Annotated in this window: 14 protein-coding genes; 3 read left to right on the plus strand and 11 right to left on the minus strand. The window is 61.1% G+C overall.

Annotation, left to right across the window (positions count from 1 at the left end; translation table 11 throughout):
* Window positions 1–8: 8 nt before the first annotated feature.
* The 3 genes from JFT66_RS24485 to JFT66_RS24495 are packed head-to-tail and all read right to left on the minus strand — an operon-like array spanning window position 9 to window position 3,710.
* Complete coding sequence (locus JFT66_RS24485) at window positions 9–1,472, minus strand: N-acyl-D-amino-acid deacylase family protein (protein ID WP_198860341.1); 1,464 nt, start codon at window positions 1,470–1,472, stop codon at window positions 9–11.
* Between the two features lies 1 nt (window position 1,473).
* Window positions 1,474–2,334 (minus strand): MurR/RpiR family transcriptional regulator, encoded by an 861-nt coding sequence (locus tag JFT66_RS24490; protein WP_034115961.1) that lies wholly within the window; start codon window positions 2,332–2,334, stop codon window positions 1,474–1,476.
* Between the two features lie 26 nt (window positions 2,335–2,360).
* Window positions 2,361–3,710: a GntT/GntP/DsdX family permease gene (locus JFT66_RS24495; RefSeq protein ID WP_152612274.1), complete on the minus strand. Its 1,350-nt coding sequence runs from the start codon at window positions 3,708–3,710 to the stop codon at window positions 2,361–2,363.
* A 246-nt stretch (window positions 3,711–3,956) separates the two neighbouring features.
* On the opposite strand from JFT66_RS24495, the gene JFT66_RS24500 reads away from it, so the two are divergent.
* Window positions 3,957–4,337 carry a lysozyme inhibitor LprI family protein gene (locus JFT66_RS24500; protein WP_034115963.1) on the plus strand — a complete coding sequence of 127 codons (381 nt, stop codon included), beginning with the start codon at window positions 3,957–3,959 and terminating at the stop codon, window positions 4,335–4,337.
* Window positions 4,338–4,339: 2 nt separating this feature from the next.
* On the opposite strand, the gene JFT66_RS24505 is transcribed toward JFT66_RS24500, so the two are convergent.
* From JFT66_RS24505 to JFT66_RS24520, 4 genes are all read right to left on the minus strand, one after another.
* A complete protein-coding gene (locus tag JFT66_RS24505) occupies window positions 4,340–5,785 on the minus strand; it encodes a SulP family inorganic anion transporter (RefSeq protein ID WP_034115964.1) in 1,446 nt (481 codons plus the stop codon).
* A 207-nt stretch (window positions 5,786–5,992) separates the two neighbouring features.
* Window positions 5,993–6,886, minus strand: a complete 894-nt coding sequence (locus JFT66_RS24510) for an NAD-dependent epimerase/dehydratase family protein (protein WP_034115965.1) — start codon at window positions 6,884–6,886, stop codon at window positions 5,993–5,995.
* A gap of 103 nt (window positions 6,887–6,989) precedes the next feature.
* On the minus strand, window positions 6,990–7,886 hold the full coding sequence (locus JFT66_RS24515; RefSeq protein WP_198860342.1) for a LysR substrate-binding domain-containing protein: 897 nt from the start codon (window positions 7,884–7,886) through the stop codon (window positions 6,990–6,992).
* Window positions 7,887–7,938: 52 nt separating this feature from the next.
* Window positions 7,939–8,703, minus strand: a complete 765-nt coding sequence (locus JFT66_RS24520) for a sulfite exporter TauE/SafE family protein (protein WP_198860343.1) — start codon at window positions 8,701–8,703, stop codon at window positions 7,939–7,941.
* A 154-nt stretch (window positions 8,704–8,857) separates the two neighbouring features.
* Between JFT66_RS24520 and JFT66_RS24525 the strand changes: the two genes are divergently transcribed.
* Window positions 8,858–9,748, plus strand: a complete 891-nt coding sequence (locus tag JFT66_RS24525; RefSeq protein ID WP_153872391.1) for a LysR substrate-binding domain-containing protein — start codon at window positions 8,858–8,860, stop codon at window positions 9,746–9,748.
* Here the strand turns inward: JFT66_RS24525 and JFT66_RS24530 are convergent.
* Together JFT66_RS24530 and kynU are read right to left on the minus strand one after the other, a co-directional pair.
* Window positions 9,694–11,100 (minus strand): amino acid permease, encoded by a 1,407-nt coding sequence (locus JFT66_RS24530; protein WP_198860344.1) that lies wholly within the window; start codon window positions 11,098–11,100, stop codon window positions 9,694–9,696. The two genes, JFT66_RS24525 and JFT66_RS24530, sit on opposite strands and share 55 nt — an antisense overlap.
* Window positions 11,101–11,262: 162 nt before the next feature.
* Window positions 11,263–12,513: a kynureninase gene (gene kynU / locus JFT66_RS24535; RefSeq protein ID WP_198860345.1), complete on the minus strand. Its 1,251-nt coding sequence runs from the start codon at window positions 12,511–12,513 to the stop codon at window positions 11,263–11,265.
* A gap of 144 nt (window positions 12,514–12,657) precedes the next feature.
* Here kynU and JFT66_RS24540 point away from each other — a divergent pair, with 144 nt between their 5' ends.
* Window positions 12,658–13,131: an Lrp/AsnC family transcriptional regulator gene (locus JFT66_RS24540; protein WP_003194103.1), complete on the plus strand. Its 474-nt coding sequence runs from the start codon at window positions 12,658–12,660 to the stop codon at window positions 13,129–13,131.
* Between the two features lie 131 nt (window positions 13,132–13,262).
* Here the strand turns inward: JFT66_RS24540 and catA are convergent, their stop codons facing one another.
* Together catA and catC are read right to left on the minus strand one after the other, a co-directional pair.
* Window positions 13,263–14,192 (minus strand): catechol 1,2-dioxygenase, encoded by a 930-nt coding sequence (catA, locus tag JFT66_RS24545; protein WP_198860346.1) that lies wholly within the window; start codon window positions 14,190–14,192, stop codon window positions 13,263–13,265.
* 39 nt (window positions 14,193–14,231) lie between these two features.
* A complete protein-coding gene (gene catC / locus JFT66_RS24550; RefSeq protein WP_034115972.1) occupies window positions 14,232–14,522 on the minus strand; it encodes a muconolactone Delta-isomerase in 291 nt (96 codons plus the stop codon).
* Window positions 14,523–14,527 lie beyond the last annotated feature (5 nt).

Consider the following 14,527-nt stretch of genomic DNA (forward strand, 5'->3'; position numbering starts at 1 on the left):
AACGCCCACTATAGAGACGAAAACCCGCCACGCAAATCCCCACTGCGCGCCAGGAATCGCCCCGGCCGCTGACCATTGGCCTGCCCATCGCGGTAACTCAACACGCCATTGACCCACACGCCATCAATCCCTTCTGCCGCCCGTTGCGGCGCCTTGAAATCGGCCACATCGCGCACCCGCAGCGGGTCGAACAGCACCAGGTCGGCCCAGTACCCTTCACGGATTTCGCCACGCTCGGATAAGCCAAAGCGCGCTGCCGATAAACCGGTCATCTTGTGCACCGCCGTGTGCAACGGGAACAAGCCGACATCCCGGCTGAAGTGCCCCAGCACCCGTGGAAACGCACCCCACAAGCGCGGGTGGGGAAACGGGTCTTCGGGCAACCCATCCGAGCCCACCATCGACAGCGGATGGGCGAGGATGCGCCGCACATCGGCTTCATCCATGCCGTAATAGACCGCGCCAGCCGGTTGCAGGCGACGGGCAGCGTCGAGCAGCGAAACGCCCCACTCGGCAGCGATATCCTGCAAGTCGCGCCCGCCCATTGCCGGGTGCGGCGTCGACCAGGTGATGGTGATGCGAAACGCGTCGGTGACTTGCTTGAGGTCCAGGGTCGAGGAGCTGGCGGCATAGGGATAGCAATCACAGCCCACTGGATGATTTTTTGCCGCGGCTTCAAGCGATGCCAACAACTGCGGACTACGCCCCCAGTTACCGGCACCGGCGCATTTAAGGTGGGAAATGATCACCGGTACCTTGGCATGGCGGCTGATCAGAAACGCCTCCTCCATCGCCTCCAGCACCGGCTCGAATTCGCTGCGCAAATGGGTGGTGTACACCGCACCGTAGGCCGTCAGCTCTTCGGTAAGTTGCAACACTTCATCGGTCTCGGCACTGAACGCGCTGGCGTAGGCCAGGCCTGTGGATAAACCCAGGGCGCCGGCTTCCAGGCTCTCTTGCAACTGCACGCGCATCGCCGTGATTTCACCGGGCGTGGCCGTGCGGTGCAGGTCGTCCATATGGTTGCTGCGCAGGGCTGTGTGGCCGATCAATGCGGCGACGTTCACCGCCGGATGGGCGTCTTGCACTGCGTTGCGATAATCGCTGAACCGCGGATAGCAGAACGCCTCACTGTTGCCCAGCAAGTTCATTGGGTCCGGCGGGGCGCCGCGCAAACTCACCGGCGAGGCACTGATGCCACAGTTACCGACAATCACCGTGGTCACGCCCTGGCTGAGCTTGGGCAGCATCTGCGGCTGGCGGATCACCACCGTGTCATCGTGGGTGTGCACATCGATAAAGCCCGGTGCCAATACGCGGCCATGGGCGTCGATGACCTGTTCGGCCTCGGCTGTGGACAAGTCGCCAATCGTCTTGATACGCCCTTCATGCAATCCCACATCGGCGACATACCCTTCGGTGTTGCTGCCATCAATGATCAGCGCCTGGCGAATCAGCGTGTCGTACTTCATATCAATCTCCAAGCGGCAGGCTGTCGGGGCCGCCGCGGTAATCGTCCAAGGCCAGTTTGATCCGGCGCAGGCGTTCCTGGTTGTCGTCCGGCAGGGCCAGCGCCAACTCAGTGGCGAGCAGGTCGATGGCCAGCAACATGCCGTAGCGGGCCGCGGTGGGTTTGTAGATAAAACTGGTTTCCGCCGGTTGCAGCGGCAGCAACACATCTGCCAACTGCGCCAGGGGTGAATCGGCGAGCGTGATGGCAACGATGCGGGCGTCGTAGTTGCGCGCCAGCTTCACCACATCCAATAGCTCGGGCGTCAGCCCGGTGAGGGAGCAGACGATCAAGGCATGTTCCGGCCCCAGGGTCGCAGCGGTGACACGCATCATCACCGGGTCATGGCTGGCGGCAATCGGGTAGCCCAGCCGCACCAGGCGCACCTGCAATTCATCACTGCACAGGCTCGACGGGCCACCCATGCCGAACGCGTGGATCATGCGCGCCTTGCCCAGCAGGTTGACCGCATCGACGAAACTGCGTTGATTGAAACCCGACAGATGCTGACGCAACGTCGCCTCGATATCGCCCAGGATCTGCCGATGAAATGCCGACTGTTCCGGCAACCCCGCAGGGTCCAGAAAGCGGCTGCCCACACCACTGGCCTGGGCCAATTGCAGGCGCAAATCGCGCAAGTCACGGCAACCGACGCTGCGGGCAAAACGTGACAAGGTCGCGGTACTAACCTCGGCCCGCTGGGACAACGCCTCCAGGCTGGCCGAGGCGGCAAAGCCCACATCCTCAAGCATCAGCTTGGCGATACGCCCTTCGCCGGCGCTGAAAGAGTCCTGGCGGGCGCGGATCTGGTAGAGGATGTCCATGGGGGCTCCGGGTTACAGAATGAGGCTCATAAAACCAGTGACAAGCCGTAGGTGAGACCGAAGGCGACCACCGAAATCAGAGTCTCCAGCACGGTCCAGGTCTTGAAGGTCTGGATCACCGTCATATTGAAGTATTCCTTGATCAGCCAGAAGCCACCGTCGTTGACATGGGAAAAGATCACCGAACCCGCACCGGTCGCCAGCACCAGCAATTCGGGGTGTGGATAACCCAAGCCCAAGGCGACGGGCGCGACCACGCCCGACGCAGTGGTCATGGCTACCGTGGCCGAGCCGGTGGCGATACGCATCAGTGCGGCGAACAGCCAGCCCATCACCAGCGGCGACAAGTGGAACGCATGGGCCAGGCCGAGGATTTCATTCGTCACACCGGCGTCCACCAGGATGCGATTCAACCCGCCGCCCGCACCCACCAGCAAGGTAATGCTGGCGGTCGGCGCCAGGCATTCGTTGGTGAATTTGAGAATCGACTCACGGTTAAAGCCCTGGGCCAGGCCCAAGGTCCAGAAGCTCACCAGGGTCGCCACCAACAGGGCGATCACCGAGTTGCCGATAAACAGCAGGAACTGGTTAAAGCCGGTGCCTGGAGTGGAAATCACGTTGGCCCAGCCGCCGATCATCATCAGCACCACCGGCAACAGGATGGTGCCCATGGTCAGTGCAAAACTGGGCAGGCGGGTACGCGGTTCGCGCTCGATGAACTGGCGCTCCAGCGGGTTTTCCGCCGGCAGGTGAATGTACGGCACGATGAATTTGGCGTAGACCGGGCCGGCGATGATCGCCGTGGGAATACCAATCAAAATCGCATACAGCACGGTCTGCCCGACCGAGGCGTTGTAGGCCAGCACCGCCATCATTGCCGCCGGGTGCGGCGGCACCAGCGCATGCACCACCGACAGGCCGGCGACCATCGGCAGGCCGACCATCAGGATCGACACGCCCACGCGCCGCGCCACCGTAAAGGCAATCGGCACCAGCAGCACAAAACCGACCTCGAAAAACAGCGGCAGCCCCACCAGAAACGCAATGCACACCATCGCCCAGTGGGCGTTGCGCTCACCGAAGCGGTTGATCAGCGTACGCGCCACCTGCTCGGCGCCGCCGGATTCGGCCATCATCTTGCCGAGCATGGTGCCCAGCGCCACCACCAGGGCGATATGCCCCAGGGTTTTACCCACACCAGCCTCATACGACCCCATGATGGTGTCCGCCGGCATCCCGGCCATCAGCGCCAGGCCGATGGACACCAGAGTGATGACGATAAACGGGTTGAGTCGGTAACGTGCAATCAGCACGATCAATGCAATGATGGCGATGGCGGCGTATGCCAATAGCCCGAAGCCCGGTGATGCGGCCATGCGGTACTCCTCGGAAAGGGTCACGTCGAATTGGTTGTGAAACTCATAAATCATTACCGAGGAGTATTTTCAATTTTTATGAAAGTAATTTTCGCCCACAGATAAGCGCTGTCGCTTGGGGATATGTGCAACGCCAGCCTATGAAAATTCGGGGGGTGTTCTTACATGAAGATCAGAGGATGCCGGAAACTCAAGCGCCGCCTTCGAGTCATAGAATGCGCCTCCACTCTGTTCAGGAAACCGCCCATGATTCGCAGCACAATCGCCGCCAGCGCCCTGCTTCTTTCCCTATGCGGCAGCGCCTATGCCGCCGACAACGCCGCATTGAAAAAATGCATGGACAGCGCCAACACCACGGCGGACATGGTCAATTGCAACGCCAGGCAAACCAAGGTGCAGGACGAGCGCCTGAACCGCGCCTACAAAACCGCCCTCGCCGCCCAGGAAGGCGCGCGCAAGCAGCAATTGCAAGACGTGCAGCGCCTGTGGATCAAATACCGCGATGCCAATTGCGCCTTCGCCGGCAGTGCCACCGGCGGCACTATTGATCAGGTCAACGGCTCCGGCTGCGTGCTCGACATGACCCAGACCCGCGCCCAGGAGCTCGAAGACCTGGTCGGGCCGTAATATCAGTCATGCTGAACCTTGGCACGCTTGAGCAGCTTCTTGCAGCGCTCGGATAAATGCAGCACCCGCAGGTGTTTGCCGGCCTTGGTATAGCGCTCGCGCAGGGTCATCAGTGCGGCAATCGCCGAATAGTCGACAAAGCTCAGGTGACGGCAATCCAGCGTGACCTGGGCCGGGTCGTTGGCCGGGTCGAATTGATTCAGGAACGGCGTGGTCGAGGCAAAGAACAAGGTGCCATGCAGACGGTAAAGCTTGCTGCCGTCGGCCTCCAGGTGTTCATCCGCGTACAGCTCCCGCGCCTGTTGCCAGGCAAAGTTAAGCGCGGCGATAACGATGCCGCACAGCACAGCGGTGGCCAGGTCGGTAAACACGGTGATGATCGTCACCGCCATGATCACCAGTACGTCGTTGAGCGGCACCTTGTTGATTACCCGCAGCGACGCCCAGGCGAAGGTCTGCTGCGACACCACGAACATCACGCCTACCAACGCCGCCAGCGGAATCCGCTCGATCAGCGGTGACAGAAACAGAATGAACAACAGGATCATCACCCCGGCAAACACGCCAGAGAAACGCCCGCGCCCGCCGGAGCTGAGGTTGATCACGGTTTGCCCGATCATCGCGCAACCGCCCATGCCACCGAACAGGCCCGAGACCATATTCGCCGCGCCCAGGGCAACGCTTTCGCGGTCGGGGTAGCCACGGGTCTCGGTGATTTCGTCGGTGAGGTTGAGAGTCAGCAGGGTTTCCAGCAGGCCGACCATCGCCATCAGAAACGCGTAGGGCGCGATGATGCCGAGGGTTTCCAGGGTCCAGGGAAGTTGCGGCAGGGCGAAGCTCGGCAAACCGCCGGCGATATGCGCCATATCGCCCAACGTGCGCGTCGGCAGGCCAAGCAGGTACACCGCCAGGCCGACACCCAGAATCGCCACCAACGCGGGCGGCACGGCCCGGGTCAGGCGTGGCAGCAAATAGACAATCGCCATGGTCACCCCAACCAGCCCCGTCATCACATACAACGGCGTGCCACTGAGCCAGCTGTCGCCGCTCTTGAAATGCTCCAATTGCGCCAGCGCGATAATGATCGCCAGGCCGTTGACGAAACCGAGCATCACCGAGTGCGGCACCATGCGCACCAGCTTGCCCAGGCGCAGCAGCCCGAACGCGACCATGATCAACCCGCCCAGCAGCACCGTCGCCAGCAGATACTCCACCCCGTGTTGTACCACCAGCGCGACGATCACCACCGCCATCGAACCGGCCGCGCCCGAGACCATGCCCGGGCGACCGCCGAACAGCGCAGTGAGGGTACAAATGATAAAAGCGCCGTAGAGCCCCATCAGCGGGTTGAGATGGGCGACCAGGGCGAAGGCGATACATTCGGGCAGCAGCGCAAAAGACGTGGTGAGGCCGGCCAGGGCATCGGCGCGCAGACGGGTGAGGTTCATGGAGTACCAGGGAGTTGCGGGGGATAAGGCGAGGAATGGTACGGAATTGCAACGGGATGGGCCAGTAATGTGTAACTACAAGTGAACCGAGTCGCCGCCATCGGGAGCAAGCCCCCTCCCACACTTGAATGCATTCCAAAGTTGGAACTCGGTCAAATGTGGGAGGGGGCTTGCTCCCGATAGCAGCTCCTCGGTCTCAAGCGAACATCACACCATCTCGTTGCGAATCCACTCCACCACCGACGTACGCTTCGGCACCCAGCCCAGCAATTGGCGCGCATGCTTACCGCGCACCCGGCTATTGGAGCCCAGGCCATAGTTGGCCATTTCATAACCCCACTCGGCCTCAGCCTCCGCCAATGGCCAATCCTGCGGCTCGCCCAGGTTCAGCGCTTGGGCAATCGCGGTGGTCATGTCGATAAATGCCGCCTCGCTGCTCTCCACAAAGTAGAACGTACCCGGTAGGTTTTTGGTCAGCGCCAGCAGATACAGAGCGACAACGTCTTCGATATGCACGTTGGACCAGATGTTCTGCCCTGGGCCCACATGGCGCACCACACCACTTTTGCGCGCCTGTTTGAGCAAGCGCGGCAATTGCACGCTGTCACGCTTAACGCCCAAGCTGTGGCCGTAGATCAGCGTGTTGCAGATCACCGCCGAATTCACGCCGTCGGTGGCCGCCGCCAGGATCAGGTTGTCGATCGCCACGCGTGCGGCCTTGTCGACAGTCGGCTCCGGCAGGTTGTCTTCGAAATAGATGACATCGCTGGCCTTACCGCCCGACGCATCACCGACGATGCTCGAACCGCTGGTGTGCAGGAACGGTTTGTTCGAGCCTTTCAACGCGGCCAGCAAGGTTTCTACGGCGGCACGATGATCGCTGCTGGCGGCATTGATCACGGCATCGGCTTTGCGCGCCTGTTCGGTCAATACGGCGCTGTCGTCGAGAGTGCCAATCACCGGGGTGATGCCCAGGGCGGTCATCTCGGCAGCTTGTTCGGCGCTGCGCACCAGGCCGGTGACGTGATGGCCGGCCTTGACCAGGCCGGTGGCAATGGAACCGCCGATAAACCCTGCGGCGCCGGTAACGAATACGTTCATGGAAGTGACTCCTGACTGGGTAAGTGATGGGTCCAGTATCAAGTACCCCTCCCGGCCGAATAAGCCCGTATTGCCCAATTCACTCTTGCGTATAGGTCACGAATCAGCAGGCATACCGCGCCAGCTTGGCTTGAATGAAGTCCAGGAAGCACTGGATGCGCAATGCCAATTGCGAGTTACGGTAGAACACCGCATGGATCGGCTGGCGATAGCCGCTGTTGAACGCCTCCAGCACCGGCACCAGGCGCCCGGCATCGATGTCGTCGACCGTCATGAAGTTCGACAGGCAGCAAATGCCCTGCCCTTCCAGCGCCAACTGCCGCACGGTTTCGCCACTGGACGCACTGACGCTGGGCTGGATCAGCCAGCGGTCACCTTCCACATGGCGCAGCGGCCAGTGGTTGAGGGTGTCGGTGTGGGTGAAGCCAAGCAACGTGTGGGCGGCCAATTCGGTTACCGTCGTCGGCGTGCCGTGCTGCTTGAGGTAGTCGGGGCTGGCGAGGATATGCAGCGGGGTAGAACCCAGGGAACGGGCATGTAAGGTCGAGTCGGCCAGGGCGCCGATACGAATAGCGATGTCGGTACTTTGCTCGAGCAGGTCGATGATCAGGTCATCGCTGTTCAGCTCCAGTTGGATGTCCGGGTAGCGGCTGCGAAATTCGGCGATGTGCGGCACGATCCCATGCAGCATGAACGGCACTGCGGCGTTGATCCGCAGGCGGCCCGCCGGTTTTTTCTGGCGCGACGACAGGCGTTCTTCCAGCTCATCCATCTGCGCCAGGATCACCTTGGCTTGCTCGAAGAAGTACTTGCCCTCCTCGGTCAGGTCCATGCGTCGTGTGGTGCGGTTGATCAGCGTGGTCTCGAGCTTGGCTTCCAGGCGCGACAATGTGCGGCTCACCGCCGACGGTGTCTGCCCAGCCTGCTCCGCAGCGGCAGAAATCGAACCGCACTCAATCACGCTGACAAAAATCTGTAGCTCATCGGACCGGGCTTTCACAAGCGCTCCCTCGTTATCGGTTCAGCGCAGCTTACACCGAGAGGCAGGACACTTAACCACTGATCAACAGATGGCCTCCCAGCAACGCCATGCCGATGAAGAACACACGCTTGAACAGCACCGCGCTGATACGCTGGCGCAGTGCCTGGCCTAGCCACATCCCCAACAGCGCTGGCACCAGGGCCAACAGCGAGGCGCCGATTTCACCGCCACCCAAGGTGCCACGCCACGCCAGTCCCGCGGCCAGCGCCAGCGTCGACACGCTGAACGACAGGCCCAGCGCCTGCACCAACTGATCGCGATTCAAGCCCAAGGCTTGCAAATAGGGCACAGCGGGAATCACGAACACGCCGGTAGCAGAGGTGATAAGGCCGGTGACGACCCCGCACAGCGGCCCCAGCCAACGCTCGGTTGCCGGGTTTACCCGGAACGCCGGCAGGAACAAGCCGCTCAATGCGTACACCAGCAACGCCGCGCCCAACCCTCGCACCACCCAAGGTCCGCCGCCCATGCCCAGCCACAAGGTACCAAGCCCGGTACCGAGGAAAATCAGCAACAGCATGGGCCACAGGCGTTTGAACAAGGCACTCAAATGGCCACCGAACGCCAGTTGCCAGAGGTTGGTGATAGTCGAAGGAATGATCAGCAGAGCCGCTGCCTGCGCCGGTAACATAGCCAGGCTGAGCATGCCCATGGCTACGGTAGGCAGGCCGAGGCCGATGATGCCCTTGACCGTGCCGGCCAGCAGGAAGGTGGTGATGATCAGCCCTGTCAGGGCTGGGCCAAGGTTTTGGTAGAACGCTAGGAAGGTATTCATGGACCTATCTTGGCGCTTTTCAATGATCGGGGAAATTCGCCATATACTGAGGCAGCCTCTTGTTTTTTGTGAGGCTGATGCCCTCTTCGCGAGCAAGCCCGCTCCCACACTTGCTCGCGAAGGGGCCCGCACAGTCACCGGAAAACTTCCCGCCATGCACTTTGACCTGATCGACCTGCGCCTCTACCTGCACATTCTCGACACCGGCAATATCACCGCCGGTGCGGCCCGCAGCCATTTGTCCCTGGCTGCCGCCAGCGCACGCATCCGGGCGATGGAGTCGTCACTGGGCATCGCGTTTCTCGACCGTGGCCGCCGTGGCGTCACCCCAACGCCTGCGGGCAAAGCCCTGGCCCGGCACGCTCGCTTGCTGCTGCAACAGGCCGACCACCTGCAACAAGACCTGGCCGAATACGCCAATGGCGTCAAAGGCCAGGTACGGCTGCTGTGCAACACCACCGCCCTCAGCGAATACCTGCCTGAACTGCTGGCGGATTTTCTGCGCGAACACCCCAACCTCGATATCGACCTGCAAGAGCTGCCCAGCCTGCGCATCACCCACGCATTGCGCCAGGGCACGGCCGACCTGGGGATTATTTCCGATGCAGTGGACACCCACGGCTTGCAGGCCCTGGCGTTTCGCGACGATCCGCTGGTGCTGATCATGCCCCTTGACCACCCGTTGACCACAGCCAGTTTCATCGACAGCTTGCAGTACGACTATGTGGGCCTGGCGGCCGACAGCGCGCTGGCGGTGTACTTGGAGGAACAGGCGTTGCACGCAGGCTTTCGCCTGCAAACGCGCATTCGCGCCGACGGTTTTGATGGGTTGATTCGTATGGTTGCCGGGGGCGCTGGCCTGGGCATCGTGCCTCAGGCCGCCTTGGAACGTTGGCCGTCGCAGCGCCGCTTCAAGGCCCAACCGCTGCAAGAAGAATGGGCCTGTCGCAAGCTGCTGTTATGTGCACGCTCCTTCGAACAACTGCCGGGTTACGCCAAGGCTTTGTTCGACGCCTTGGCCCTGCCCTTGCGGAAAAACCCGTAATACACCGCCGACAGAATCAGCAGAAACGGCACGCCAAACACCAGGGTCATCTTGAACGCCTCGGTGAAATAGGTGGTGATCATCACCGCCCCCATCAGCACCAGCCCCAACAGCGTGCTGTAGGGAAACAGGCGCAGCTGGAACGACAACTTCGCCCCACCGTGACGTTGGCGGTAACGACGGAAGAACAGGTGCGTGAGAAAGATCATGAACCAGGTGAAGATCGCACCAAACATCGAGATCGCCATCATCAGGGTGAACGAGCTTTCCGGGTACACCAGGTTAAGCAAGGTCGCCAGGGCGATGCCCGAGCTGGACAGCAACAAGGCATTCAGCGGGATACCGTTCTTGCTCAAGGCACCCATGGCCTTGGGGGCGAAACCGGCACGGGACAGGCTGAACATCATGCGCGTGGTGATGTAGAGCTGACTGTTCATCGCCGACAGCGCCGCGATCAGGATCACGAAGTTCATCACTCCAGTAGCGCCGGGAATGCCGATGGTCTGCATCACCGTCACGAACGGGCTCTGAGTCTGGCCGGCCTGGTTCCACGGCACGATGGCGAGCATCAGCGCCAGGGTCAGCAGGTAGAACACCACCAACCGCACGATGGTGGCGCGAAAGGCTTTCTTCACGGCCTGCTCCGGGTCGGCAGCTTCACCAGCGGCCACGGCGATCATCTCGACGCTGAGGTAGCTGAAGATCGACACAATCACCGCGATCCACATGCCGCTCAAGCCATGGGGAAAAAAGCCGTCATGGGCCGTGTAGTTCTGCACGCCATAGTCCGGGTTGCCGGAGCCGAACACCACATACACCGCAAGGATGATGAAACCGACGATGGCGCTGATCTTGATCGTCGAGAACCAGTATTCGAAGTTGCCGAAGGTCTTCACGCTGATGGCATTGAGCAGGATCAACACGCTGGAAAACGACACGATCCACACCCATTCCGGCACGTTGGCGAACCAGTACTTCATGTACATCGCCACCGCCGTGACCTCGGCGCCCACCGCCAGCACAATCGCCGCCCAGTAGGCATAGCGCACCAGGAACCCGGCCAGTGGGCTGATGTAGAACTCGGCGTAGGCGCCAAAGGAGCCGGAGGTGGAGTGGGCCACCGTCATCTCCGCCAGGCAGCCCATCAGCAACAAGGTGATCAACGCGCCAATGGCGTAGCTCACCAGCACGCTCGGCCCGGCATAGCCGATGGCATAGGCGCTGCCCATGAACAGCCCTGTGCCGATGGCGCCACCGATGGCGATCATGCTCATCTGGCCGGAGGTGAGCTGGCGCCTCAGGCCCAGTTCGCGGTGGGTAATCTCTGCAAAGCCGTTGTCTGGCGTGGTCACGTGGCGTGCCCCTTTATTATTGTGATTGCACTATTTAACTGATGACACGGGTCTCCTGTGGGAGGGGGCTTGCTCCCGATGGCAGTGTGTCAGTCACTGATATGTCTATTGACACACCGCTATCGGGAGCAAGCCCCCTCCCACATTGATTTTGCGGTGCTCTTAAGTAACGCTGTTGCGAACTTTGAACTGCGGCTGGTCCCAGGCTTTCTGGTCAAGGATTTCACCGAGGATTTCCACGGCGTCCCACACCTCGGTAAAGCGGGTGTACAGCGGCGTGAAACCGAAGCGCATGATCCGTGGTTCGCGGTAATCGCCGATCACGCCGCGGGCGATCAGAGCCTGGATCACTGCATAACCTTCGGGGTGTTCGAAGCTGACGTGGCTACCACGCCGGGCGTGTTCACGCGGGGTGATCAACGTCACGCCATGGGCGGCGCAACGGCTTTCGACCAACGTGATAAACAGGTCGGTCAATGCCAGGGATTTAGTGCGCAGGCTGGCCATATCGGTCTGGGCAAAAATCTCCAGGCCGCATTCCACCATGGCCAACGAGGTAATCGGCTGCGTACCGCACAGGTAGCGCGCAATGCCGGCGCTGGGTGCGTAGTTGGACTCCATCGCGAACTGGCGGGTATGCCCGAACCAACCCGACAACGGCTGGCGCACCAGGTCCACCAACGCCGGGTTGACCCACACAAATGCCTGGGAGCCCGGCCCGCCGTTGAGGTATTTGTAGGTGCAGCCAATCGCATAATCAGCGCCGGCCTGGTGCAGGTCGACAGGTACCGCGCCGGCCGAATGCGCCAGGTCCCAGAGGCTCAGCGCGCCGCACTCATGGCTCAGGGCGGTGAGCGCTTGCATGTCGTACATGTAGCCGGTCTTGTAGTTGACGTGGGTGAGCATCACCACCGCCACGTCCGCGTCGATGGCCTGGGGCAGTTCGTCCGGGCTGTTGACGAGACGAAGGGAATAGCCCTGTTGCAGCAGTTCAGCGAGCCCCTCGGCGATATACAGATCGGTGGGGAAATTACTCGCTTCGCTGACGATCACCTTGCGCGCCGGTGCCCGTTGGCGCTGCACACTCAACGCGGCGCTGAGCACCTTGAACAGGTTGATCGAGGTGGTATCGGTGATCACCACTTCGCCATCGCGCGCACCGATCAGCGGCGCCAGGCGATTGCCCAGGCGCTGGGACAAATCCGCCCAGCCAGCGCTGTTCCAACTGCGGATCAAGCCATTGCCCCACTCCTCGGCGATCACCTGCTGCGCCCGCTCCAGCGCCGCCACCGGGCGAGCGCCGAGGGAATTACCGTCGAGGTAGATCACCCCCTCGGGCAAGGCGAACTGGGCGCGCAGTGGCGCCAATGGATCCTGGGCGTCGAGGGCTTGGCAATGGCTTCGAGTGGTCATGGGTCGTCCTGGTTTTTATAAGTGAATATGGAGCAAATAATGAACGAAGATTTACAGAATTTTCGTGCAAAGTGGTGGGTAACAGGCTAATTAAGCTGTAGGAAATTCGAATTTAACCTCTAAACACGCGGATATATTCTAAGCATGATTCTCGACGCCACCGACCTGCGCCTCCTGCACTTTCTGCAACAGGATGGGCGTATCAGCAACCAGGAACTGGCGGAAAAAGTCGCGCTGTCGCCGTCCGCGTGCCTGCGCCGTTTACGCTTGTTGGAGAGCGAAGGAATCATCAGCGGCTACCGCGCGGTGCTGAATGCCGAGCAGTTGGGGATCGAGCTGGAAGCCATCGTGCACCTGTCGTTGCGCCAGGATGTGGAAGACTGGCATGAGACGTTTATCAAGAAGGTGCAAGGCTGGCCGGAAGTGGCGAGCGCCTACGTGATCACCGGCGCCAGCAACTATGTGCTGCGGGTGCAGGCGCGTAACCTCAAGCATTTTTCCGACTTTATCGTGAACCACCTGAACCGCACGGCGGGGGTGATGGATATCCGGTCGGAGATTGTGTTGCAGAAGATCAAGGATCGGGATGAAGTGTTGGATCTGGTCCTACGCAAATAACACCATCACTACAGATCAATGTGAACTAAATGTGGGAGGGGGCTTGCTCCCGATAGCGGTGGGTCAGTGAGTAAATAGGTGACTGACACTCTGCTATCGGGAGCAAGCCCCCTCCCACATTTTGTCCGCATTCAGTCTTCGAGGGCGCGGACTCGTTGCATGCGTTTTTGCTCCACCGGTGCATCAGCCACCTGCAACTCAAAATCAAAATCAATCTGCGCAAACCGCCCCTCCACACCAAACTCCCGCGCCAACTGTGGATCGTCACTGAAGCGAATCTCGGCAATCAGCTCATCCCGCGTGGCATAGGCAAAGTCATCATGCAGGTACGGGTCATCCGACAGGTTGATCTGCGTGGTCAGGTGCCGGTGCCCGGGCGCGGAGATGAAGAAGTGGATATGCGCCGGCCGCTGCCCATGGCGCCCCAGTTGGTCGAGCAACTGTTGCGTCGGCCCGGTTGGCGGGCAGCCGTAACCCGAAGGCACGATGCTGCGAAAACGGTAGTTGCCCTGGGCGTCGGTCTCGATGCGTCGGCGCAGGTTGAATGCCGACTGGGTCGGGTCGAACCACGAATAGGTACCGCCCGTATTGGCCTGCCACACATCGACAATCGCCCCCGCCAGCGGCTTGCCCGCGGTATCGCGCACTTGCCCGCGCATGAACAACGGCACCGCGTCGTCCTTGCCATCATCCAGCCGTGCTTCGTGCTTGGACAGTGGCGCACCGGCAACGTACAACGGGCCTTCGATGGTGCGCGGTGTGCCGCCGGACTTGCCGGCTTGCTCATCGGCGGCGTCCATCAGCAGGTCCAGGTAATGCTCCAGGCCCAAGCCCGCGGCGAGCAGGCCGGCCTCCTGGTTTTTACCCAACTCATTGAGGTAATTGACCGCCTTCCAGAACTCTTGCGGGGTCACTTCCAGGTCTTCGATGATGTTCACGGTGTCACGCAGGATCCGGTACATCAGCGCCTTGGTGCGTGGGTTGCCAGCGTCATTGAGGTTACCGCTGGCCTCTTCGAGAAACTGTTGGGCATGGGCAGTCTGGGACAGGCGAATGGTCATGGTGCACTCCTCATCTTGTTATTAGCTTTAAAAAGGGGCTCAGCGGTCGTCTGCATGGATCGACGACGGGTGTCGGCACAGGGCATTCACTTCAATAGCCATGTAGGGAAACAGTGGCAGTTGCATCAGCAGGTCATGCAGGTCTTGCACGCTGTCGACATCGAACACGCTGTAGTTGGCGTAGTGCCCGGCGATGCGCCACAGGTGGCGCCATTTGCCCTCTTGTTGCAGGCGCTGGGCCAGGGCCTTCTCTTCGGCCTTGAGGCTGGCGGCGCGCTCGGGGTGCATGTCGACGGGCAGGTTCACGGTCATTTTTACGTGGAACAACATGGCAA

The organism is Pseudomonas sp. MF6755 (assembly GCF_016405635.1).
GTDB classification, from domain to species: Bacteria; Pseudomonadota; Gammaproteobacteria; order Pseudomonadales; family Pseudomonadaceae; genus Aquipseudomonas; species Aquipseudomonas haemolytica.